The sequence below is a fragment of the Pseudomonas sp. LAMO17WK12:I5 genome (genome assembly GCF_900215165.1).
In the GTDB taxonomy this organism is placed as follows: Bacteria; Pseudomonadota; Gammaproteobacteria; order Pseudomonadales; family Pseudomonadaceae; genus Aquipseudomonas; species Aquipseudomonas putida_A.
Window position 1 is genome coordinate 112,134 of sequence record NZ_OBDS01000002.1, and the last position, 22,706, is coordinate 134,839.

Here is a 22,706-nt window from a genome sequence, read left to right on the forward strand (position 1 = left end):
CTTTGCGGGCGCCGCCCGGGTCGGTAGTTATTGTTTTGGGATCCTGGTGGTGCGTAATGCCGGTTTTCTTCCTGAAACCGAGGTGACGCCTTCGCGAGCAAGCCCGCTCCCACCTTGGAATGCGTCCCCCTGTGGGAGCGGGCTTGCTCGCGAAGCTTTTAAAGGCTTAGTGCTTGAACATCACATGCCGAACCGTGGTGTAGTCCTCCAGCCCATACATGGACATGTCCTTGCCGTAGCCGGACAATTTCTGACCGCCATGCGGCATTTCGCTGACGAGCATGAAGTGGGTGTTGACCCAGGTGCAGCCGTACTGCAACCGCGCCGACAAGCGATGCGCGCGTCCGACATCTGCCGTCCACACCGAGGAGGCGAGGCCGTAGTCGGAGTCGTTGGCCCACTCCAGCGCCTGCGCTTCATCGGTGAACTTGGTTACTGACACCACCGGCCCGAACACTTCACGGCGGACGATCTCGTCATCCTGCTGCGCGTCGGCCAGCACCGTCGGTTCGAAGAAGAAACCGTCGCCTTCCACAGCCTTGCCGCCGGTGATCAAGCGAATGTGCGACTGCGCCACGGCGCGTTCCACGAAAGCAGCGACGCGGTCGCGATGCTGCGCGGTGATCAGCGGCCCCAACTCGGTCGACGGATCATCCTGCAAGCCGTATTTGATGCTGCTCACCGCCGCGCCGAGCTTCTCGACAAACTTGTCGTAGATGCCCTGCTGCGCGTAGATCCGGCACGCGGCGGTGCAGTCCTGTCCGGCGTTGTAGAAACCGAAGGTGCGGATGCCTTCAACGGCCGCATCGATGTCGGCGTCGTCGAAGATGATCACCGGCGCCTTGCCGCCCAGTTCCATGTGCATGCGTTTGACGCTGTCGGCGGTGCTGGAAATGATGTTCGAACCAGTGGCGATGGAGCCAGTCAGCGAGACCATGCGTACTTTCGGGTGAGTCACCAGCGGGCTGCCGACGCTAGGACCGCGACCAAACACCAGATTGAGTACACCGGCCGGGAAGATTTCCGACGCCAGTTCGGCCAGACGCAACGCGGTCAGCGGGGTCTGTTCCGACGGCTTGAGCACCACGGTGTTACCGGCGGCGAGGGCTGGGGCGATTTTCCAGGCGACCATCATCAACGGGTAGTTCCATGGCGCGATGGAGGCGATCACACCCACCGGGTCGCGGCGGATCATCGAGGTGTGGCCGGGCAGGTATTCGCCACCGGCCGAACCGCTCATGCAACGACTGGCGCCGGCGAAGAAACGGAACACATCGGCAATCGCCGGGATCTCGTCGTTCAGTGCGGCGCTGTAGGGTTTGCCGCAGTTGTCGGATTCGAGTTTGGCCAGTTCCTCGCCATGAGCTTCGATGGCGTCGGCGAGTTTGAGCAGCAGCAGCGAACGGTCTTTCGGCGTGGTTTGCGACCACTCGGCGAAGGCGTTGTCGGCGGCGCGCACGGCGGCGTCGACCTGGGCCTCGGAGGCTTCGTTGATCTCCACCAGTATGCTGCCGAGCGCCGGGTTGAGCACCGGTTGGGCCGGGCCTTCGCCGTTAACCAGGTGGCCGTTGATCAAGAGTCTGGTTTGCATGTTGTTGTCCTCACTAACACTTTTATTGTTCTGGCCGAATCGATAACCCTGTGGGAGCGAGCCTGCTCGCGAAAGCGGTGTGTCAGCCGACATCAATGCTGGATGTGTCGGCTTCTTCGCGAGCAGGCTCGCTCCCACAGGGGGATTTTGGTGTTTGTCAGATATTCATTTCCCACCACTGCCCGCGACACTCTCGCCACCCCGGGTCAGGTAATACGCGCCGAGAATCGGCAGCATGGTCACCATCATCACCAGCATGGCGACGACGTTGGTCACCGGCACATCCCGTGGGCGGCTGAGCTGGTTGAGCAGCCACAACGGCAACGTGCGCTCATGCCCGGCGGTGAACGTGGTGACGATGATTTCGTCGAACGACAGCGCAAACGCGAGCATGCCGCCGGCCAGCAACGCCGAGCCGAGGTTCGGCAGGATGATGTAGCGAAAGGTCTGCCAACCATCGGCACCCAGATCCATCGAGGCTTCGATCAAACTTTGCGAAGTACGCCGCAGACGGGCGATGACGTTGTTGTAGACGATCACCACGCAGAAGGTCGCGTGACCAACGATGATGGTGAACATCCCCGGCTCGATCTCCAGTGTCTTGAACGTCGCCAGCAGCGCGATCCCGGTGATGATCCCCGGCAGCGCGATCGGCAAAATCAGCATCAGCGAAATGCCCTGCTTGCCGAAGAAATCGCGGCGGTACAACGCTGCCGAAGCCAGCGTACCGAGCACCATCGCGATCAAGGTGGCGATGGCGGCAATCTGCAGCGAAAGCTTGATCGCCTCCAGCACATCCGGCCGCGAAAACGCCACGCTGAACCAGTGCAGGGTGAAGCCCTTCGGCGGAAAGCTGAACGCGGCTTCCTCGATGTTGAAGGAGTAAAGAAAGATGATCAGGATCGGGAAGTGCAGAAACACCAACCCGCCCCAGGCGGCAATGCGCAGGCCCAGTGAAGCGCGCTCAGAGTGCATCGAAGGCCCCCAGTCGTTTGACGATGGACAGGTAAACCGCGATCAACACAATCGGCACCAACGTGAACGCTGCGGCCATCGGCATGTTGCCGATCGCACCTTGCTGCGCGTAGACCATGCTGCCGACGAAGTAGCCCGGCGGGCCCACCAGTTGCGGCACGATGAAATCGCCCAGGGTCAGCGAAAACGTGAAGATCGAGCCGGCAGCAATTCCGGGAATCGACAGCGGCAGAATCACCTGCATGAAGGTCTGGCGCGGCTTGGCGCCGAGGTCGGCGGAAGCCTGCAATAGCGATGGCGGCAGACGTTCCAGCGAGGCCTGAATCGGCAGGATCATGAACGGCAGCCAGATGTAGACGAACACCATGAACCGCCCCAGATGAGAGGTCGATAAGGTGCTGCCGCCGACACCGGGAATGCCGAGTATGAACTGCAACACCGGCTCCAGTCCCAAATGTTGCACGAACCACTGCGCGACACCGCCCTTGGCCAGCAGCAACGTCCAGGCGTAGGCCTTGACGATGTAACTGGCCCACATCGGCAGCATCACCGCGATGTAGAAAAACGCCTTGGTCTTGCCCGTGGTGTAGCGCGCCATGTAATAGGCAATCGGGAACGCGACGATAGCGCTGGCGATCGACACGACGATGGCCATGCTCAGCGTGCGGAGGATGATGTCGAAGTTCGACGGCTGAAACAGCGCGGCAAAATTCGCCAGGGTCAGGTCAGGGGTGACCGCCATGGTGAAGTCGTCAAAGGTGTAGAACCCCTGCCACAACAGCACCAGCAACGAGCCGAGGTAGATCGCGCCGAACCACAGCAACGGCGGCACCAGCAGTAGCGACAAATACAGGTTCGGTTTGCGATAGAGCAGGTTGGAGAACCGCCGCAACGGCGGTGCCTGGGTCATTGCGAGCGTGCTCATTTCAGACCCCGCTCGCGACGGTGTCGTGCAGCGGAATCATCGCTTCCCGCGCCCAGCGTGCGCTCAGGCGCTGGCCGGTCTGGTGTTGTGCGCTGCTGTCGATCCACTGATTGTTGGCGTGACTGATGCTCAGGGTCTGGCCGTTTTCCAGCGTCAGTTCATAGCGCGTGGCGCTGCCCTGATACTGGATGTCGTGGAGCAGACCACTGACTTCGATTTCATGGCTGGCGAGCGGCCCTTCGGCGAAACGCACGTGCTCGGGGCGGATCGAAAACGGCTGCGGATGGCCGCTGATTTGCCGTGCGAGATCGCCACGAATCACATTCGAAGTACCAACGAATTCGGCGACGAATGTGGTGGTGGGTTTCATGTACAGATTGCGCGGGGTGTCGACCTGTTCGATGCGGCCCTTGTTGAATACAGCGACGCGATCGGACATCGACAGCGCCTCGGTCTGGTCGTGAGTGACGAAGATGAAAGTGATGCCGAGCTGGCGTTGCAGCTTCTTCAGTTCACTCTGCATCTGCTCGCGCAATTTCAAATCGAGCGCGCCCAACGGCTCATCAAGCAATAGCACCCGTGGGCGATTGACCAAGGCGCGGGCGAGGGCCACTCTCTGGCGTTGACCGCCGGACAACTGCACCGGTTTACGCGCGCCGTAGCCGCCGAGGGCGACCATGTCCAACGCCTCTTCGGCGCGCTTGTGGCGTTCGGTTTTGCTCACGCCCTTGACCTTCAAACCGTAGGCGACGTTGTCCAGCACGTTCATGTGCGGGAACAGCGCGTAATCCTGGAACACGGTGTTCACATCACGTTGATACGGCGGCAGACCGGCGGCTTCGGCGCCGTGAATGCGGATCGAGCCGGCACTCGGTTGTTCGAAACCGGCGATCAGGCGCAGGCAGGTGGTCTTGCCCGAGCCGGAAGGGCCGAGCATGGAAAAGAACTCGCCGTCCTGGATATCGATGGAAACCCGGTCAACGGCCTTCACCTCGCCGAACTGCCGGGAAACGTTGGTGAATTGGACTGCAAGCGTCATGGTGCGGTGCTCCAAAAAGGCGCGGGCCGTCGCAGCGGCCCTCGCCTGGACTTCTGAAAAAACTGAAACATCTAACGGTGAATGCGATCCGCTTTTAGCTCCCTCTCCCTCCGGGAGAGGGCGGGGGGTGAGAGTGGCCTCATTGGCCGTCGCCCTTCAATCAAGAGCAAAGTCAAAAGCCACCCCCTCACCCCAGCCCTCTCCCCCAGGGGGGAGAGGGGAAAGGGAGTTAGACCAAGTTGCTCTCGGGCTTACCTGCCGCCCATGATCGCAATGTAGTCCTGAGTCCAGCGGCTATAAGGCACGAACTTGCCGCCCTCGGCCTGCGGGGTTTTCCAGAAGGCGATCTTGTCGAACTGGTCGAAGCCATTGGTCTTGCAACCCTCGGCGCCGAGCAGTTCGCTCTCCTTGCACGCCGCCGGCACGGCTGGCAGCGAACCAAACCACGCCGCCACGTCACCCTGGACTTTCGGCTGCAACGACCAGTCCATCCACTTGTACGCGCAGTTCGGATGCTTGGCTTCGGCGTGCAGCATGGTGGTGTCGGCCCAACCGGTAGCGCCTTCTTTCGGGATGGTCGAAGCGATCGGCTGTTTCTCGTTGATCAGGCCGTTGACCTGATACGGCCAGGCGCTCGACGCCACCACGCCTTCGTTCTTGAAGTCGCTCATCTGTACCGTGGTGTCGTGCCAGTAACGGTGAATCAATGGCTGCTGCGCGCGCAACAGATCAAGCACAGCCTTGTACTGCGCTTCGGTGAGTTGATACGGATCCTTGATCCCCAGCTCAGGTTTGGCGGTCTTCAGGTACAGCGCCGCGTCGGCGATGTAGATCGGGCCGTCATAGGCCTGCACGCGACCCTTGTTCGGTTTGCCGTCGGGGAAATTCTGCGCGTCGAACAGGACGTTCCAGCTGGTCGGCGGCGTCTTGAACACGTTGGTGTTGTACATCAGCACGTTCGGGCCCCACTGATACGGGGTGCCGTAGGTCTGGTTGTTGACCACGTACCACGGCGCATCTTTCAGACGTGGGTCGAGGGTTTTCCAGTTCGGGATCAATGCGGTGTTGATCGGCTGCACGCGCTTGCCGACGATCAAGCGCAACGAGGCATCACCCGATGCGGTGACCAGGTCGTAACCGCCTTTGGCCATCAGACTGACCATCTCGTCGGAGGTCGCGGCGGTCTTGACGTTGACCTTGCAGCCGGTTTCCTTCTCGAAACCGCTCACCCAGTCGTAAGCCTTGTCGCTCTCGCCACGTTCGATGTAGCCCGGCCAGGCCACGATATCCAGCTGACCCTCGCCGGCGCCGACCGCCTTCAGCGGCTCGGCAGCTTGCAGGCTGGCGCTGGCCAGCAAGGCTGTGGTGATTGCACTGAGCAGTGCGGTCTTGTGCACGAACATGGTTGAACCCTCTTCTTTAAATTATGGTCGGGGCAGTTGTGAACGTGGTGAAGCATGCCGTTGGCGGCTTGTTATTAGCGTAGTCAGAGATGCTGGCCGTGGCGGGCCATGATGTGCCGCACCACGCTGTAGTCCTGCAACGAATCACTGGATAAGTCTTTGCCGTATCCCGAGCGTTTCAGCCCGCCATGGGGCATTTCGCTGACCAGCATGAAATGGCTGTTGATCCAGGTGCAGCCGTACTGCAAGCGGGCGGCGACCTGCATTGCCTTATCCAGATTCTGCGTCCACACCGACGAGGCGAGGCCGTATTCGGAGTCGTTGGCCCAGTCCACGGCTTGCGCGAGTTCGTCGAAGCGGGTCACGGTGACCACCGGGCCGAACACTTCGCGCTGGACGATTTCATCAGTCTGTTTGCAACCGGCCAGCAACGTCGGCTGGTAGAAGAACCCGGCACCGGAATGCACCGCCGCGCCGGTCACCCGCTCGATGTGCGGCTGGCCGAGGGCGCGTTCGACGAAACTGGCGACGCGGTCGCGCTGGCGGGTGCTGATCAGCGGGCCGATCTCGTTGTCGGCATCGCGCTTGCCGGCGAAGCGCAGGCTGCTGACCGCTGCGCCGAGCTCGGCGACCAATTTGTCGTGAATGCCTGTTTGCGCGTAGATCCGGCACGCGGCGGTGCAGTCCTGCCCGGCGTTGTAGTAACCGTAGGTGCGCACGCCGTCGACCACCGCTTGAATGTCGGCATCATTGCAGACGATCACCGGGGCCTTGCCACCGAGTTCCAGGTGTGTGCGTTTCAGGGTTTTCGCTGCAGCCTGGAGAATCTTCTGCCCGGTGACGATATCGCCGGTCAGCGAGACCATGCGCACCTTGGCGTGCCCGACCAGATGACTGCCGACGCCTTCACCGCCGCCGCAGATGATGTTGATTACCCCGCGTGGCAGGATCTCGGCGAGTGCTGGCGCCAGTGCGAGGATCGACAGCGGCGTGTGTTCGGACGGCTTGAACACCAGCGTATTGCCGGCGGCGAGGGCCGGGGCGATTTTCCACGCGGCCATCATGATCGGGTAGTTCCACGGCGCAATCGACGCCACCACGCCGATCGGATCGCGGCGCACCATGCTGGTGTAGCCCGGCAGGTATTCGCCGCTGAGCTGGCCGGTCTGGCAGCGCACGGCACCGGCAAAGAAGCGGAACACGTCGACGGTGGCGGTCAGATCGTCCTGACGCGCCAGGTGCAGCGGCTTGCCGCAGTTCAGCGCTTCGAGACGGGCGAGGTAGTCAGCGTGTTTTTCCACCGCGCTGGCGATTTCCAGCAGCAGGTTGGAACGTTGTTGCGGCGTGGTGCGTGACCATTCGGCAAAGGCGCGGTGGGCGGCGAGGATCGCCGTTTCGACCTGCTCGGTGCTGGCCTCGGCGATGTGGGTGAGGACTTCACCGGTGGCCGGGTTGAGGATCGGTTCGACAAAACCTTGCCCGGCGACCAGTTCGCCGTCGATCAGCAACGCGGTACACATCGGGGTCTGCACGCCAGCCATTTTCCGCGATCTCTTTTCTTGTGTGGTCATTGTTGCTCCCGTGCCCGGGAGCCGACCGTCTTATAGATGCAGCAAGACTAGTGCGCGGCTCCGAGGTCGACAAATTCTAAATACTGAAGGTGGCATTCGATTAAATAGATGGCTTGCGTCCGCCGTGCGGCTGCTCGCGGGCCACGGTCAGAAATGGATCAACCAGGGCAGGGCGCGCGGTCCCACGGCGCCAGGCCAGACCGACATCGAGGGTCTGGTTGAGGTCGGCAATCGGCCGCGCTTCGATGATGTCGCCCTCCAGTGACCATGGGCGATAAGTCATGTCCGGCTGGATCGACACACCCAAACCCGCCGCCACCAGACTTCGCACGGCTTCGGTAGAGGCGGTGCGCAGAGTGATCTTCGGTTGCAGCCCGGCGCCGCGCCAAAGTCTTTGGGCGTTGCGATCCATTTCATCAACATTCAGTTGAATCAGCGGTTCGCGAGCGACATCGGCGAGGTTGATGCTGTCGTGTTCCAGCAGTGGATGCTGGGCCGGCAGCCACAGACGATGCGGCGAGTGAGTCAGCACTTCGGTCTGCAGGGCGTGGCGGTCTTCAAGGTTGGAGAGAATCAGCACGCCGACATCGATCTCGCCGCTGACCAGCAAATGCTCGATGTACGGCCGCTCGTCCTCCATCACCCGAATCTCGACGTTGGGATAGGCGCGCTGGAATCGGGTAAGCAAATCGGCGAGGTAGTAACCGGCGACCAGGCTGGTTACGCCGACGATCAACTGTCCGGCGACCTGATCGGTGCTCTGTTGCAAGCTGCGTTTGGCGTTATCCACCGTTGCCAGAATCAGATGCGCCTGCCGCAGGAATTGATGGCCCTGGTGAGTCAGGGTCATGCCCTTGGCGTGGCGGCTGAACAGGCTGACGCCGATTTCCTCTTCCAGTTGCTGAATCGCCAGGGTCAGGGTCGATTGGGAAATGAACGCGGTTTGCGCGGCGGCGGAAATAGAGCCGGTCTCGGCCACCGCGATGAAGTGACGGATCTGACGCAGGGTCATCATGAGGAGGGTACCCGGTGGGCGGTTTTTATAGATTGGCCTGAGTGTATATCTATTTTCGCGAAGGGCTGCTGCAGGCGGAGCAACATCTGGAAGCACACTCGCAAGCAGGGGCGGGGCACTTTCGAACTAGGCTGAGGGCCTGATAGATCCGGATAACCCCTGTTTTGGAGGCGGAACATGAACACCCGTGGATTGCTCGATCAACTACTCAAGTCTGGCCAGGATCTTTTGCAGAACAAGGCCGGTGGCGCGCAGAACAAACCCGCGGCTGGCGGGCTGGGCGGTTTGCTGGGTGGGTCTTCAGGCTCCGGTGCTCTGGGAGGCCTGATCTCGGGTGCAGGCGGTGGTGCTCTGGCGGCCGGGGCCATGGGCCTGCTGCTCGGCAGCAAAAAGGCGCGCAAGGTCGGCGGCAAAGTTGCGGTCTACGGTGGCCTCGCTGCCCTTGGTGTGCTGGCCTATAAGGCTTACGGCAACTGGAACGCCCAGAAAGGCACCGCCCCACAAACCGAACCGCAGACCCTGGATCGACTGCCACCGGCGCAAGCCGAACAACACAGCCAGGCCATTCTCAAGGCGCTGGTCGCCGCCGCGAAGGCTGACGGCCATATCGATGACCGCGAACGTCAACTGATTGAAGGCGAATTCACCAAACTCGACAACGATCAGGAGCTACAGCACTGGCTCCACGCCGAACTCAACAAACCCCTCGATCCCGCAGATGTCGCCCGCGCCGCCAGCACCCCCGAAATGGCGGCGGAAATGTACATCGCCAGCGTGATGCTGGTGGATGAGGAGAGCTTTATGGAAAAGGCGTATCTGGAGGAGTTGGCCAAGCAACTGAAACTGGAGCCGGGGTTGAAGGTGGAGCTGGAGAAGCAGGTGCGCCTGGCATCGCAATAGAACTGCCTTAGCACGGTATTCATGTAGGAGCTGCGGTACGCTGCGATCTTTTGATTTTTTAAGCCAACAGCAAAAGATCGCAGCGTGCCGCAGCTCCTACAAGGTTTTGGGCCAGACGCCGAAGCCTGCTCACGATTGCGTTTTCAGCCGCGCATCCACAGCAATGGCCGATCCAGCGCCCCTTTTTGCCATTCCATCACTGGCACGCCAGCCCCGGATTGTCGGACAGTCCCACCCCAGAGCCTTCCCGCGAACCAAGTCGGGCCGGCCCGAGGGTTAAAAAGCGTCTTATAAATGAAACACCGCCCTCGGCTATACTCCCCGCATTTCGACTTAGGCACGAGGAATCACTGTGAAGAACTGGACGTTGCGCCAACGCATTTTGGCGAGCTTTGCGGTGATTATCGCCATCATGTTGCTGATGGTCGTCGTTTCGTATTCCCGCCTGCTGAAAATCGAAGCCAGTGAAAGCAGCGTGCGTGATGACGCCGTTCCCGGCGTCTATTACAGCTCGATGATCCGCGGCGCGTGGGTCGACAGTTATCTGCAGACCCAGGAACTGCTCGGCCTCAAGGAAGGGCAGGGTATCAGCAGTGAAGATGCGGCGGACTACAAGGCGTTCGAAAACCGTCTGCAAGAGCAGATGGCCAACTACCGCAACACCGTCACCACCGACGAAGACCGGGTCGAGTTCGCCGCGTTCGAGAAGGATCACGACACCTACATGCAGATTCAGGATCAGGTACTCGATCTGCACAAGCGCAATCTGGAAGCCGAAGCGGTCAAGCTGTTCACCGAGAAGCTGACCCCGGCCTGGTACACCGGCCGCATGAAACTCAACGACATCATCGGCGAAAACAAACGGGTCGCTGATCAGGCCATGGCCAACATCGACGAAGCCGTGGCGGCGGCCAAGGTCAGCATGTTCGTCTCGCTGCTGGTGGCCGTGCTCGCGGCCGGTGCCTGCGGTCTGCTGCTGATGCGCGCGATCATGGCGCCGATGAACCGCATCGTGAAAATCCTCGAAATCATGCGTACCGGCGACTTGAGCAGCCGGCTGAATCTGGATCGCAAGGACGAGTTCGGCGCGGTGGAAACCGGCTTCAACGACATGATGACCGAGCTGACCTCGCTGGTGTCCCAGGCCCAGCGCTCCTCGGTGCAGGTGACCACTTCGGTGACCGAAATTGCCGCCACCTCCAAGCAGCAACAGGCCACCGCCACCGAAACCGCGGCCACCACCACCGAAATCGGCGCGACCTCACGTGAAATCGCCGCCACCTCGCGGGATCTGGTGCGCACCATGACCGAAGTGTCCACCGCCGCCGATCAGGCCTCGGTACTCGCCGGTTCCGGCCAGCAAGGCCTGGCGCGCATGGAAGACACCATGCACTCGGTGATGGGCGCAGCCGATCTGGTCAATGCCAAACTGGCGATCCTCAACGAGAAGGCCGGCAACATCAATCAGGTGGTGGTGACCATCGTCAAGGTCGCCGATCAGACCAACCTGCTGTCGCTCAACGCTGCCATCGAGGCCGAGAAGGCCGGCGAGTACGGGCGTGGTTTTGCCGTGGTCGCCACCGAAGTACGGCGTCTGGCGGATCAGACCGCCGTCGCCACTTACGACATTGAGCAGATGGTCCGCGAGATCCAGTCGGCGGTGTCTGCTGGCGTGATGGGCATGGACAAGTTCTCCGAAGAAGTGCGCCGGGGCATGGCCGAAGTGCAGCAGGTCGGCGAGCAACTGTCGCAGATCATCCATCAGGTGCAGGCGCTGGCGCCGCGGGTGTTGATGGTCAACGAAGGCATGCAGGCCCAGGCCACCGGTGCCGAACAGATCAACCATGCGCTGGTGCAGTTGGGCGACGCCAGCAGCCAGACCGTCGAGTCGCTGCGTCAGGCCAGTTTCGCCATCGACGAACTGAGCCAGGTGGCCGTCGGGCTGCGCAGCGGCGTTTCGCGATTCAAAGTCTGATGAGCGAAGTCACCGCCAAACGCAGCGCTGCGCCGGTGGCGAAGCAGGCGTTGTTCCTGCTGTTTCGCATCGGCAGCGAGCGTTACGCCTTGCGCGCCACCGAGGTGGCGGAAGTGTTGCCGCGCCTGCCGTTGAAGCCGATTGCCCAAGCGCCGAACTGGGTCGCCGGGGTGTTCGCCTATCGCGGTGCGGTGGTGCCGGCGATCGACCTCAGTGCGCTGACTTTCGGCCATCCCGCCGAGGCGCGCACCAGTACGCGGCTGGTGCTGGTGCATTACCGTCCGGATGAACTGCAGCCGCCGCGTTGGCTCGGGCTGATCCTTGAGCAGGCGACCGACACCCTGCGCTGCAATCCCGAAGATTTTCAGCCGTATGGCCTGGACAATCGTCAGGCGCCGTACCTCGGCCCGGTGCGCGAAGACGCCCAGGGGCTGGTGCAATGGGTGCGGGTCAACGACTTGCTGGATGACGCGGTGCGCAGCCTGCTGTTCCCGGCGCCACTTGAGGCGCAGTCATGAGCAGCGACCAGCGTTTTTTCGATTTCCTCAAGGAACGCATCGGCCTGGATGTCACTTCGGTGGGGCCGGCGATCATCGAGCGCGCGGTGCGCCAACGCACCACGCTCTCGCAAGCGGCGCACAGCGATGAATACTGGCAACTGCTGCAAGGTTCGCGGGACGAACAGCAGGCGTTGATCGAAGCGGTGATCGTCCCCGAAACGTGGTTTTTCCGTTATCCGGAATCTTTCTCCACCCTCGGCAAGCTGGCGCGCAAGCGTCTGGACCAATTGAACAACATGCGCGCACTGCGCATTCTCAGCCTGCCGTGCTCCACCGGCGAAGAACCCTATTCGATTGCCATGGCCTTGCTCGATGCCGGGCTCAAGCCGCATCAGTTCAAGGTCGACGGCATGGACGTCAGCCCGCTGTCGGTGGACAAGGCGCGACGGGGGCTGTACGGCAAGAACTCGTTTCGGGGTCAGGATCTGGATTTTCGCGAGCGTCATTTCACGGCCGAGCAGGACGGCCATCGGGTCAGCGAAGCGGTGCGTGAGCAGGTGCGCCTGCAGGCCGGCAATGTGCTGGATCCGACGCTGCTGGCGGGTGAGCCGCCGTTCGATTTCGTGTTCTGCCGCAACCTGCTGATCTATTTCGACCAGCCGACGCAGAAGCAAGTCTTTGAAGTGCTCAAGCGTCTGACGCACGTTGATGGCGTGTTGTTCATCGGCCCGGCCGAGGGCAGTCTGCTCGGGCGCCTGGGCATGCGTTCGATCGGCATCCCGCAGTCGTTTGCCTTCAGTCGACATAATGATCCGGCGCCGGAACCGCTGTCGTTGCCGACCCCGACGCCATTGCCGGTGCGCCAACCGTTGCGCAGTCCGCCGCCAGTATCACCGCCGGTGCGTCCGCGGCCGTTTGCCAGCGTTGCATCGTTGCCCGTCAACAGCAAAAGCGCCAACCCGGACGCGGCGACCTTGCTCGCCAACATCGCCGCGCTGGCCAACGAAGGCAAAAGCGCCGAGGCCCGCGCGGCATGCGAGCAGTATCTGCGCAGTCACGAACCGGTGGCGCAGGTGTTTTACTGGCTCGGTCTGCTCAGCGATGTTGCCGGTGCCGCGCTCGAAGCCCAGAGTCATTACCGCAAGGCCTTGTACCTTGAACCGCAACACCCCGAAGCGTTGATGCACCTGGCCGCCTTGCTGCAGGCCCAGGGCGACAGCGCCGGTGCCAGACGATTGCAGGAACGTGCCGCCCGCAGCGGCCGCACCGCCGACAGTGAGCGTAAACGATGATCCCGTCCGACACCTTGAACGTCACCCACGAAGACGCCCGGGCCATCGATGATTGCTGGAACCGTATCGGTATTCATGGCGACAAGTCGTGCCCGTTGCTGGCCGAGCATATTCATTGCCGCAACTGCGCGGTGTATTCCGCCGCCGCCACGCGCCTGCTTGACCGTTATGCATTGCAGCAGGACGAACGCGACCCGGTCGCCGTGGCGGTCGAAACCGATGTGAAAACCCGTTCGCTGCTGATGTTCCGCCTCGGCGAGGAATGGCTGGGGCTGGCCACCCGCAGCCTGGTGGAGGTAGCGCCGCTGCAGGCGATTCACTCGTTGCCGCACCAGCGTTCGCGGGCCTTGCTCGGCGTGGCGAACGTGCGCGGCGCGCTGGTCGCGTGCCTGTCGCTGGTCGAGTTGCTCGATCTGGATGGCAACGCCGCACCGGCCACTGGCGCGCGGATCATGCCGCGCATGCTGATCATCGCCGCCCACGGCGGACCGGTGGTGGTGCCGGTGGACGAGGTCGACGGCATCCACGCCATCGATGAAAAAATTCTCGACGCCGCGTCGCGTGCCGGCGGTGAGCACAACAGCACGGCCAGCGCCAAATACACCCGTGGTGTCCTGCAATTCCGGGGGCGCAGCCTGCGCTGGCTGGATGAAGAACAGCTGCTGTCCGCCGTGACCCGGAGCCTCACATGACCCCCGAGCAAATGCGCGACGCCTCGCTGCTGGAGCTGTTCAGCCTGGAAGCCGAAGCCCAGACCCAGGTGCTCAGCAGCGGGCTGCTGGCGCTGGAGCGCAACCCGACTCAGGCCGACTATCTGGAATCGTGCATGCGTGCGGCGCACTCGCTCAAGGGCGCGGCGCGGATCGTCGGCATCGACAGCGGTGTCAGCGTCGCCCATGTGATGGAAGATTGCCTGGTCAGCGCGCAGGAAGGTCGGCTGTTGTTGCGTCCGGAGCACATCGATGCGCTGTTGCAAGGCACCGATCTGTTGATGCGCATCGCCACGCCAGCGAATGCTCCGCAAGCAGCGGACATCGAAGCGTATGTGGCGTTGATGGGACTCCTGCTCGACCCTTCGGCAGCGCCCACAGTGGCGCCACCGCCGATGGCCGAGTTGCAGATGCAGGCGCCGCCGCCTGCGCCTGCACCGATTGAAACTCCGGCGCAAGTGATCGAGACACCGCTGGAAACCTCCGACCCGGCACCGCGCAAGAACAAGCGCACCACCGAGGGCGGCGAGCGCGTGCTGCGGGTCACCGCCGAACGCCTGAACAGCCTGCTCGACCTGTCGAGTAAATCGCTGGTCGAAACCCAGCGCCTCAAGCCGCATCTGGCGACCATGCAGCGTCTCAAACGCATGCAGAATAATGGCCTGCGGGCACTGGAAAGCCTCAACGTGCATCTCAAGGAACATGCGCTGAGCCTTGAGGCCCAGGAAGCCCTTGAAGATGCGCGGCGCTTGCTGGCCGAGTCTCAGCAATTACTCGCGGAAAAGAACGCCGAGCTCGACGAGTTCGCCTGGCAAGCCAGCCAGCGCGCCCAAGTGCTCTACGACACCGCGCTGGCCTGCCGCATGCGCCCGTTTGCCGACGTGCTCACCGGTCAGGTGCGCATGGTTCGAGACCTGGGGCGCAGCCTCGGCAAACAGGTAAGGCTGGAGATCGAAGGCGAGAAGACCCAGGTCGATCGCGACGTGCTGGAAAAGCTCGAAGCGCCGCTGACTCATTTGCTACGCAACGCGGTCGATCACGGCATCGAAACCCCGGAACAACGCTTGCTCAAGGGTAAGTCCGAAGAAGGCCTGATCCGCCTGCGTGCCTCGCATCAGGCCGGTTTGCTGGTGCTGGAGTTGAGCGATGACGGCAATGGCGTCGATCTGGAAAAGGTCCGCCGCAGCATCGTTGAACGCCAATTGTCACCGGCAGAAACTGCCGCGCAGTTGAGCGAAGAAGAACTGCTGACCTTCCTGTTCTTGCCGGGCTTCAGCCTGCGCGACACGGTGACCGAAGTGTCCGGGCGTGGCGTCGGTCTTGATGCGGTGCAGCACATGGTGCGGCAACTGCGCGGCGCGGTGGTGCTGGAGCAGACGGCGGGCGAGGGCAGCCGCTTTCATCTGGAAGTGCCGCTGACCCTGTCGGTGGTGCGCAGTCTGGTGGTCGAAGTCGGCGAGGAGGCTTATGCGTTTCCGCTGGCGCACATCGAGCGCATGTGCGACCTGGAGCCACAGGACATCGTGCAGATCGAGGGCCGTCAGCATTTCTGGCACGAAGGTCGGCATGTCGGGCTGGTCGCGGCCAGTCAGTTGCTGAATCGTCCGGCCAGTCAGAGCAGCGGCGAAACCCTCAAGGTCGTGGTGATCCGCGAGCGTGACGCGGTCTACGGGGTGGCGGTCGAGCGGTTTGTCGGCGAGCGCACGCTGGTGGTGCTGCCGCTGGATGAGCGACTGGGCAAGGTTCAGGATATTTCCGCCGGGGCGCTGCTCGACGACGGTTCGGTGGTGCTGATCGTCGATGTCGAAGACATGCTGCGCTCGGTGGACAAACTGCTCAACACCGGGCGTCTGGAGCGTATTGCTCGCCATGGCAATCAGGCCGCCGAAGTGGCGCGCAAACGGATTCTGGTGGTCGATGACTCGCTGACCGTGCGCGAGTTGCAACGCAAGTTGCTGCTCAATCGCGGCTACGACGTGGCGGTCGCGGTGGACGGCATGGACGGCTGGAACGCGCTGCGTTCGGAGGACTTCGATTTGCTGATCACCGACATCGACATGCCGCGCATGGATGGCATCGAACTGGTGACCCTGTTGCGCCGTGACAACCGCCTGCAATCGCTGCCGGTGATGGTGGTCTCGTACAAGGATCGTGAAGAGGATCGGCGTCGTGGACTGGACGCTGGCGCCGACTATTATTTAGCCAAGGCCAGTTTTCATGACGACGCCCTGCTTGATGCAGTGGTTGAGCTCATTGGAGGAGCGCGGGCATGAAAATCGCAATCGTCAACGACATGCCCCTGGCGGTGGAGGCTTTGCGCCGTGCGCTGGCCTTCGAGCCGGCGCATCAGGTGGTCTGGGTCGCCAACAACGGCGCCGAGGCGGTGCGGTTGTGCGCCGAAAACACCCCGGATCTGATCCTGATGGACCTGATCATGCCGGTCATGGATGGCGTCGAGGCCACGCGACGGATCATGGCCGAAACCCCGTGCGCGATCGTTATCGTCACGGTCGACCGTCAGCAGAACGTGCACCGGGTCTTCGAAGCCATGGGCCACGGCGCGCTGGACGTGGTCGATACCCCGGCCATTGGTGCGGGGAACGCGCAGGAAGCGGCGGCGCCGTTGCTGCGCAAGATCCTCAACATCGGCTGGCTGATCGGCGAGAAAACCCCGCGCTCGCGCCCGGTGCCGACGCCCCACCGCAGTTCGGCGTCGTGCAAGCGGCTGGTGGCGATCGGCTCGTCTGCCGGCGGACCGGCCGCGCTGGAAGTGCTGCTCAAGGGCCTGCCACGCCATTTCTCGGCCGCCATCGTGCTGGTGCAGCACGTGGATCAGGTGTTTGCCGCGGGCATGGCCGAATGGCTGGCCAGCGCCAGTGGCCTCGATGTACGCCTGGCCCGCGAGGGCGAGCCACCGCAGGCCGGCGCGGTGCTGCTGGCCGGCACCAACCACCATATTCGCTTATTGAAAAACGGCACGCTGGCCTACACCGCCGAGCCGGTCAACGAGATCTACCGGCCTTCGATCGACGTGTTTTTCGAAAGTGTCGCCAGCTATTGGAACGGTGATGCCATCGGGGTTTTATTGACCGGGATGGGACGCGACGGGGCGCAAGGGCTTAAGCTCATGCGCCAGCAGGGTTATCTGACCATCGCGCAGGATCAGCAAAGCAGTGCGGTGTACGGCATGCCCAAGGCAGCAGCGGCGATCGATGCGGCCGTCGAAATCCGTCCACTGGAAAAGATAGCGCCACGATTGCTGGAGGTTTTCCCCAAATGAACAGGCTATTCCGCAATCCTGGCCCCCGCAGTACTCAGGTGACCGCCCATGAATGATTTACAGATCGACGACATTAAAACCGACGAAAACGCCGCCATGGTGTTGTTGGTGGACGATCAAGCGATGATCGGCGAAGCCGTGCGCCGTGGGCTGTCGAATGAAGAGAACATCGACTTCCACTTCTGCTCCGATCCGCACCAGGCCATCGCCCAGGCGGTACGGATCAAGCCGACGGTGATTCTGCAGGATCTGGTGATGCCCGGCCTCGACGGCCTGAGCCTGGTGCGCGAATACCGCAATCATCCGGCGACCAAGGACATCCCGATCATCGTCCTGTCGACCAAGGAAGACCCGCTGATCAAGAGCGCGGCGTTCTCGGCCGGGGCCAACGACTATCTGGTGAAACTGCCGGACACCATCGAGTTGGTGGCGCGCATCCGCTATCACTCGCGCTCCTACATGACCCTGCTGCAGCGCGATGCGGCGTACCGTGCGTTGCGCGTCAGCCAGCAGCAGTTGCTCGACACCAACCTGGTGCTGCAACGGCTGATGAACTCTGACGGCCTGACCGGGCTGTCCAACCGCCGGCACTTCGACGAGTACCTGGAGCTGGAATGGCGCCGCTCGCTGCGCGACCAGAGCCAGTTGTCGTTGCTGATGATCGACGTCGATTACTTCAAGTCCTACAACGACAGTTTTGGCCACGTCGAAGGCGATGAGGCGCTGCGCAAGGTCGCCACGGCGATCCGCGACGCCAGCGCCCGACCGTCGGACCTGCCGGCACGCTACGGCGGTGAAGAGTTCGCCCTGGTGCTGCCGAACACCTCGCCGGGCGGCGCACGCCTGGTGGCGGAGAAACTGCGCCAGACCGTGGCGGCGCTGAAGATTCCGCACAACACCCCGAGCGAAGGGGCGAGCCTGACCATCAGCATCGGTTTGGCGACCATGGTGCCGCAGGCGGGCAGCGATTGCCGGCTGCTGATTTCGGCGGCGGATCGCGGGTTGTATCTGGCGAAAAACAACGGGCGTAATCAGGTGGGTATCGAATAGGTCTCTCGAACCTGCAAATCCCCTGTGGGAGCGGGCTTGCTCGCGAAGGCGGAGTATCACTCGACATCAATGCTTAATGACACACCGCCTTCGCGAGCAAGCCCGCTCCCACAGAGGATGCGCACCAGGCGATGTCAAGTGAATCGCCTTAACAGCCGCCAGACGGGCTGCCGTGACAGCGTGATTACGTTATACTCGCCGGCTTTCAAAAGTTCGCCAACGAGTGCTGCCCGTCATGGAAATCAACCCGATCCTGAACACCATCAAGGACCTGTCCGAGCGCTCCGAAACTATTCGGGGGTATCTTTGACTACGATCAAAAGCATGAGCGTCTGATCGAAGTCAATCGCGAGCTTGAAGATCCTGCAGTCTGGAACAAACCTGAATACGCCCAGGAACTGGGCCGCGAGCGAGCATCGCTGGCGCAGATCGTCGACACCCTGGATGAGCTGTCCAGCGGTCTGGCCGATTCCCGCGAGCTGCTCGACATGGCCGTTGAAGAAAACGACGAAGGCGCGGTAAACGACGTCGTTGAACTGCTTCAAGGGCTTGAAGAGTCACTGGCCAAGCTTGAATTCCGCCGCATGTTCAGCCACGAGATGGACCCGAACAACGCCTACCTGGACATCCAGGCCGGCTCCGGCGGCACCGAGGCCCAGGACTGGGCCAACATCCTGCTGCGCATGTACCTGCGCTGGGCGGACAAACGCGGTTTCGACGCGACCATCATGGAACTGTCGGCCGGTGAAGTCGCCGGTATCAAAGGCGCGACCGTGCACATCAAGGGCGAATACGCCTTTGGCTGGCTGCGTACCGAGATCGGCGTGCACCGTCTGGTGCGCAAGAGCCCGTTCGATTCCGGCAACCGTCGCCACACCTCGTTCTCTGCGGTTTTCGTCTCGCCAGAGATCGACGACAAGGTCGAAATCGAAATCAACCCGGCAGACCTGCGGATCGACACCTATCGTTCCTCCGGTGCCGGTGGTCAGCACGTAAACACCACCGACTCGGCCGTGCGTATCACCCACGTACCGACCAACACCGTGGTCAGCTGCCAGAACGAACGTTCCCAGCACGCCAACAAGGACACCGCCATGAAAATGCTGCGGGCCAAGTTGTACGAGCAGGAAATGCAGAAGCGCAACGCCGCTTCCCAGGCGCTGGAAGACACCAAGTCGGACATCGGCTGGGGTCATCAGATCCGTTCGTACGTGCTCGACGCGTCGCGGATCAAGGACCTGCGCACCAACATTGAACGCAGCGACTGCGACAAGGTGCTCGACGGCGACATCGACGAATACCTGGAAGCCAGCCTGAAATCGGGGCTGTAAAAGACGCACACAGGGTCGCTGATGCAACGCGATCCCTGTAGGAGCCAGCTCAGCTGGCGATTCCCGGGCCGTCAGGTCCGGGGGCAACGAACCTGATGGAATATCTGAAGACATGAGCGACCAACAACTCGACCCGCAAGCCCTGCAACAGGAAGAAAACTCCCTGATCGCCCTGCGCAAGGAAAAGCTGGCTGCCGAGCGCGCCAAGGGCAACGCCTTCCCGAACGACTTCCGCCGCGAAAACTACTGCGAAGATCTGCAGAAGAAATACGCGGACAAGACCAAGGAAGAGCTGGCCGAGGCTGCAATCCCGGTCAAGGTTGCCGGTCGCATCATGCTCAACCGTGGCTCGTTCATGGTGATCCAGGACATGACCGGTCGCATCCAGGTCTACGTCAACCGTAAAACCCTGTCCGAAGACACCCTGGCCGCCGTCAAGACCTGGGACATGGGCGACATCATTGCCGCCGAAGGCACCCTGGCGCGTTCCGGCAAGGGCGACCTGTACGTCGAAATGACCAACGTGCGCCTGCTGACCAAGTCGCTGCGCCCGCTGCCGGACAAGCATCACGGCCTGACCGACACCGAACAGCGCTACCGTCAGCGTTACGTTGACCTGATCGTCAACGAAGACGTGCGCCAGACGTTCCGCGTGCGTTCGCAAGTGATCGCGCACATCCGCAGCTTCCTGATGAAGCGCGACTTCCTCGAAGTCGAAACGCCGATGCTGCAGACCATTCCTGGCGGCGCCGCAGCCAAGCCGTTCGAAACCCACCACAATGCGCTGGACATGGAAATGTTCCTGCGTATCGCGCCTGAGCTGTATCTGAAGCGTCTGGTGGTTGGCGGTTTTGAGAAAGTGTTCGAGATCAACCGCAACTTCCGTAACGAAGGCGTTTCGACGCGTCACAACCCTGAATTCACCATGCTGGAGTTCTACCAGGCTTACGCCGACTACGAAGACAACATGGACCTGACCGAAGAACTGTTCCGTGAACTGGCGCAGATGGTGCTGGGCAGCACCGACGTGCCGTACGGCGACAAGGTGTTCCACTTCGGCGAGCCGTTTGCCCGTTTGTCGGTGTTCGACTCGATCCTCAAGTACAACCCTGAGCTGACCGCCGATGACCTGAACGACATCGACAAGGCGCGCGCCATCGCCAAGAAGGCCGGCGCCAAGGTGCTGGGCTTCGAAGGTCTGGGCAAGCTGCAGGTGATGATTTTCGAAGAGCTGGTCGAGCACAAGCTGGAGCAGCCGCACTTCATCACTCAGTACCCGTTCGAAGTGTCGCCGCTGGCCCGTCGTAACGACGAGAACCCGAACGTCACCGACCGTTTCGAGCTGTTCATCGGCGGCCGTGAAATCGCCAACGCCTACTCCGAGTTGAACGACGCGGAAGACCAGGCCGAGCGCTTCATGGCGCAGGTGGCCGACAAGGACGCTGGCGACGACGAAGCCATGCACTACGACGCCGACTTCGTGCGCGCGCTGGAGTACGGCATGCCGCCAACTGCCGGTGAAGGTATCGGCATCGACCGTCTGGTGATGTTGCTGACCAACTCGCCGTCGATCCGCGATGTGATCCTGTTCCCGCACATGCGACCGCAAGCGTAAACGTTTCAGTTAAAAAGCCGCCTAAAACAGGCGGCTTTTTATTGCCTGTCTGGTACAAATGTATCAATTGGTTAATTTTGCAATAGCAGAGGAAGTCCAGTCGTGATGGTTGCAATCGCTCAAGAAGGTGCAGCGGGTATCGCCACTGCGGTCGCTGAAAGTGTTCAGTACCAGGGCCGCAAGGCCAGCCGACAGGGCAGTGAGCAGCGTCGACAGGACATTCTCGACGCGGCGATGCGCATTGTCGTGCGTGACGGCGTGCGCGCCGTGCGCCACCGTGCGGTGGCGGCCGAGGCCGGTGTGCCACTGTCGGCCACTACTTATTACTTCAAGGATATCGATGACCTGCTCACCGATACCTTCGCCCAATACGTCGAACGCAGCGCGGCCTACATGGCCAAGCTGTGGATCAACAACGAAGGCCTGCTGCGCGAGATGGTCGTCAGTGGTGACGGCAGCCCCGAGTCGCGCTCGCAACTGGCCGACGACATCGCGCGGCTGATGGCCGACTATGTGCACCGGCAACTGGTCAATCGCCGCGAACACCTGATGGCCGAGCAGGCGTTCCGCCAGGAAGCGCTGCTCAACCCGCGGCTGGCGGATCTGGTGCGCTCGCATCAGCAGATTCTGCTGCAAGGCACCTGCCAGTTGTTCCAGGTGCTGGGCTCGCGTGAACCGCAGCAGGATGCCAAGGTGTTGACGGCGATTATCGGACGGATGGAATATCAGGGCCTGCTCAACGACGCCGAGCCTTTGGCCGAACAGGACATGCTCGGGATTCTGACGCGGTATATGCATCTGGTCCTGGCCTCGGTCTGACGCCAATCCCTGTGGGAGCGAGCCTGCTCGCGAATGCGGTCTGACATTCAACATCTTTGTTGCCTGACACACCGCTTTCGCGAGCAGGCTCGCTCCCACAGGTGAAAGTGGTGATCGTCAGGGCGGGATATGTTCATAGGGAGTATTGAATGAAAGCCTGGCGTGGCGTGCTGATCGCCTTGTCGTTCCTGCTGCTCAGTGGCTGTCTGGTGACCTTCAAGGACCCGCTGCCTGCCAGTGACCCGGCGCCCAGGGGCCTGCTGGGCACGTGGTCGAGCACCAATGCCTGGGGCGAGCCGATGAACCTTGAGCTGACCCGCGTCGGCAACGATCGCTATCAGGCCATCACCTGGTTCAAGGCCCGGCCTCACGAGCGCGAGGCGTACCCGTTCACCGTGTCGCGCCATGGCAGTCGCTGGTACCTGTCGGCGAAAGTGCCGGCGCGTTACGGTGGCCAATACACCATCGCCGGTTTCGAACTCACCGACAAACACGAGCTGGTGGTGTACAACCTCGACCTCGAACAGATCAATCAGGCGATCAAACAGCAAACCCTCGACGGCAAGGCTTTCCAGACTGAAGACGACGGCGACGGCGTGCAGGTCGACAGTAGCCTCGACAAGGTCTTTGCTTACCTCGACGATCCGGCCAATTCCGATGTCTTCGTCGAGGCCGCGCGCTATCAGCGCCAGGCCCGCGCCAAATAATTCAGTTT

19 protein-coding genes are annotated in these 22,706 nt (G+C 61.9%); 12 read left to right on the forward strand and 7 right to left on the reverse strand.

The window, feature by feature from the left end; translation table 11 throughout:
• Positions 1 to 166: 166 nt before the first annotated feature.
• From CRO59_RS03275 to CRO59_RS03305, 7 genes are all read right to left on the reverse strand, one after another.
• Entirely contained in the window at positions 167 to 1,591 is a 1,425-nt protein-coding gene (locus tag CRO59_RS03275) for a gamma-aminobutyraldehyde dehydrogenase (RefSeq protein WP_097086388.1), read from the reverse strand.
• Between the two features lie 165 nt (positions 1,592 to 1,756).
• Positions 1,757 to 2,566 carry an ABC transporter permease gene (locus CRO59_RS03280; RefSeq protein ID WP_097086390.1) on the reverse strand — a complete coding sequence of 270 codons (810 nt, stop codon included), beginning with the start codon at positions 2,564 to 2,566 and terminating at the stop codon, positions 1,757 to 1,759.
• A complete protein-coding gene (locus CRO59_RS03285) occupies positions 2,556 to 3,491 on the reverse strand; it encodes an ABC transporter permease (RefSeq protein WP_097086391.1) in 936 nt (311 codons plus the stop codon). The genes CRO59_RS03280 and CRO59_RS03285 overlap by 11 nt, the downstream gene beginning before the upstream one ends.
• 1 nt (position 3,492) lies before the next feature.
• Positions 3,493 to 4,530 carry an ABC transporter ATP-binding protein gene (locus CRO59_RS03290; RefSeq protein ID WP_096795796.1) on the reverse strand — a complete coding sequence of 346 codons (1,038 nt, stop codon included), beginning with the start codon at positions 4,528 to 4,530 and terminating at the stop codon, positions 3,493 to 3,495.
• Positions 4,531 to 4,781: 251 nt separating this feature from the next.
• Positions 4,782 to 5,933: a putative ABC transporter substrate-binding protein YdcS gene (ydcS, locus tag CRO59_RS03295; protein ID WP_096795797.1), complete on the reverse strand. Its 1,152-nt coding sequence runs from the start codon at positions 5,931 to 5,933 to the stop codon at positions 4,782 to 4,784.
• 83 nt (positions 5,934 to 6,016) lie between these two features.
• Positions 6,017 to 7,474, reverse strand: a complete 1,458-nt coding sequence (locus tag CRO59_RS03300; RefSeq protein WP_097086394.1) for a gamma-aminobutyraldehyde dehydrogenase — start codon at positions 7,472 to 7,474, stop codon at positions 6,017 to 6,019.
• Between the two features lie 130 nt (positions 7,475 to 7,604).
• A complete protein-coding gene (locus tag CRO59_RS03305) occupies positions 7,605 to 8,519 on the reverse strand; it encodes a LysR family transcriptional regulator (RefSeq protein ID WP_007967749.1) in 915 nt (304 codons plus the stop codon).
• 177 nt (positions 8,520 to 8,696) lie between these two features.
• On the opposite strand from CRO59_RS03305, the gene CRO59_RS03310 reads away from it, so the two are divergent.
• From CRO59_RS03310 to CRO59_RS03365, 12 genes are all read left to right on the forward strand, one after another.
• Positions 8,697 to 9,419, forward strand: coding sequence for a tellurite resistance TerB family protein (locus CRO59_RS03310; protein ID WP_027610992.1), 723 nt, complete (start codon positions 8,697 to 8,699; stop codon positions 9,417 to 9,419).
• A 352-nt stretch (positions 9,420 to 9,771) separates the two neighbouring features.
• Positions 9,772 to 11,394, forward strand: coding sequence for a methyl-accepting chemotaxis protein (locus tag CRO59_RS03315; RefSeq protein ID WP_097086396.1), 1,623 nt, complete (start codon positions 9,772 to 9,774; stop codon positions 11,392 to 11,394).
• Entirely contained in the window at positions 11,394 to 11,912 is a 519-nt protein-coding gene (locus CRO59_RS03320) for a chemotaxis protein CheW (RefSeq protein WP_097086398.1), read from the forward strand. Before CRO59_RS03315 ends, CRO59_RS03320 begins: the two co-directional genes overlap by 1 nt.
• Complete coding sequence (locus tag CRO59_RS03325) at positions 11,909 to 13,186, forward strand: protein-glutamate O-methyltransferase CheR (RefSeq protein ID WP_097086400.1); 1,278 nt, start codon at positions 11,909 to 11,911, stop codon at positions 13,184 to 13,186. Before CRO59_RS03320 ends, CRO59_RS03325 begins: the two co-directional genes overlap by 4 nt.
• On the forward strand, positions 13,183 to 13,878 hold the full coding sequence (locus CRO59_RS03330) for a chemotaxis protein CheW (protein WP_007964201.1): 696 nt from the start codon (positions 13,183 to 13,185) through the stop codon (positions 13,876 to 13,878). Before CRO59_RS03325 ends, CRO59_RS03330 begins: the two co-directional genes overlap by 4 nt.
• Positions 13,875 to 16,169: a hybrid sensor histidine kinase/response regulator gene (locus tag CRO59_RS03335; protein WP_097086402.1), complete on the forward strand. Its 2,295-nt coding sequence runs from the start codon at positions 13,875 to 13,877 to the stop codon at positions 16,167 to 16,169. Before CRO59_RS03330 ends, CRO59_RS03335 begins: the two co-directional genes overlap by 4 nt.
• Positions 16,166 to 17,176: a chemotaxis response regulator protein-glutamate methylesterase gene (locus tag CRO59_RS03340; RefSeq protein WP_007964205.1), complete on the forward strand. Its 1,011-nt coding sequence runs from the start codon at positions 16,166 to 16,168 to the stop codon at positions 17,174 to 17,176. The genes CRO59_RS03335 and CRO59_RS03340 overlap by 4 nt, the downstream gene beginning before the upstream one ends.
• A gap of 48 nt (positions 17,177 to 17,224) precedes the next feature.
• On the forward strand, positions 17,225 to 18,226 hold the full coding sequence (locus tag CRO59_RS03345; RefSeq protein ID WP_007964207.1) for a PleD family two-component system response regulator: 1,002 nt from the start codon (positions 17,225 to 17,227) through the stop codon (positions 18,224 to 18,226).
• A gap of 235 nt (positions 18,227 to 18,461) precedes the next feature.
• Positions 18,462 to 19,557 (forward strand): peptide chain release factor 2 gene (gene prfB, locus CRO59_RS03350; RefSeq protein WP_096795805.1). Its coding sequence is split into 2 segments (ribosomal slippage): positions 18,462 to 18,533 and positions 18,535 to 19,557, totalling 1,095 coding nucleotides; the frame shifts between segments, so codons are not numbered across the junction.
• Between the two features lie 112 nt (positions 19,558 to 19,669).
• Positions 19,670 to 21,172 (forward strand): lysine--tRNA ligase, encoded by a 1,503-nt coding sequence (gene lysS, locus CRO59_RS03355; protein ID WP_097086403.1) that lies wholly within the window; start codon positions 19,670 to 19,672, stop codon positions 21,170 to 21,172.
• Between the two features lie 105 nt (positions 21,173 to 21,277).
• Positions 21,278 to 21,991 carry a TetR/AcrR family transcriptional regulator gene (locus tag CRO59_RS03360; RefSeq protein WP_007964212.1) on the forward strand — a complete coding sequence of 238 codons (714 nt, stop codon included), beginning with the start codon at positions 21,278 to 21,280 and terminating at the stop codon, positions 21,989 to 21,991.
• Positions 21,992 to 22,140: 149 nt separating this feature from the next.
• Entirely contained in the window at positions 22,141 to 22,698 is a 558-nt protein-coding gene (locus CRO59_RS03365; protein ID WP_096795807.1) for a hypothetical protein, read from the forward strand.
• Positions 22,699 to 22,706: the final 8 nt, after the last annotated feature.

Bases quoted from the DNA above. Each gene is read 5' to 3' on its own strand.
- CRO59_RS03275 (WP_097086388.1), bottom strand. From the start codon at position 1,591: ATGCAAACCAGACTCTTGATCAACGGCCACCTGGTTAACGGCGAAGGC.
- CRO59_RS03280 (WP_097086390.1), bottom strand. From the start codon at position 2,566: ATGCACTCTGAGCGCGCTTCACTGGGCCTGCGCATTGCCGCCTGGGGC.
- CRO59_RS03285 (WP_097086391.1), bottom strand. From the start codon at position 3,491: ATGAGCACGCTCGCAATGACCCAGGCACCGCCGTTGCGGCGGTTCTCC.
- CRO59_RS03290 (WP_096795796.1), bottom strand. From the start codon at position 4,530: ATGACGCTTGCAGTCCAATTCACCAACGTTTCCCGGCAGTTCGGCGAG.
- ydcS (WP_096795797.1), bottom strand. From the start codon at position 5,933: ATGTTCGTGCACAAGACCGCACTGCTCAGTGCAATCACCACAGCCTTG.
- CRO59_RS03300 (WP_097086394.1), bottom strand. From the start codon at position 7,474: ATGGCTGGCGTGCAGACCCCGATGTGTACCGCGTTGCTGATCGACGGC.
- CRO59_RS03305 (WP_007967749.1), bottom strand. From the start codon at position 8,519: ATGATGACCCTGCGTCAGATCCGTCACTTCATCGCGGTGGCCGAGACC.
- CRO59_RS03310 (WP_027610992.1), top strand. From the start codon at position 8,697: ATGAACACCCGTGGATTGCTCGATCAACTACTCAAGTCTGGCCAGGAT.
- CRO59_RS03320 (WP_097086398.1), top strand. From the start codon at position 11,394: ATGAGCGAAGTCACCGCCAAACGCAGCGCTGCGCCGGTGGCGAAGCAG.
- CRO59_RS03325 (WP_097086400.1), top strand. From the start codon at position 11,909: ATGAGCAGCGACCAGCGTTTTTTCGATTTCCTCAAGGAACGCATCGGC.
- CRO59_RS03330 (WP_007964201.1), top strand. From the start codon at position 13,183: ATGATCCCGTCCGACACCTTGAACGTCACCCACGAAGACGCCCGGGCC.
- CRO59_RS03335 (WP_097086402.1), top strand. From the start codon at position 13,875: ATGACCCCCGAGCAAATGCGCGACGCCTCGCTGCTGGAGCTGTTCAGC.
- CRO59_RS03340 (WP_007964205.1), top strand. From the start codon at position 16,166: ATGAAAATCGCAATCGTCAACGACATGCCCCTGGCGGTGGAGGCTTTG.
- CRO59_RS03345 (WP_007964207.1), top strand. From the start codon at position 17,225: ATGAATGATTTACAGATCGACGACATTAAAACCGACGAAAACGCCGCC.
- lysS (WP_097086403.1), top strand. From the start codon at position 19,670: ATGAGCGACCAACAACTCGACCCGCAAGCCCTGCAACAGGAAGAAAAC.
- CRO59_RS03360 (WP_007964212.1), top strand. From the start codon at position 21,278: ATGGTTGCAATCGCTCAAGAAGGTGCAGCGGGTATCGCCACTGCGGTC.
- CRO59_RS03365 (WP_096795807.1), top strand. From the start codon at position 22,141: ATGAAAGCCTGGCGTGGCGTGCTGATCGCCTTGTCGTTCCTGCTGCTC.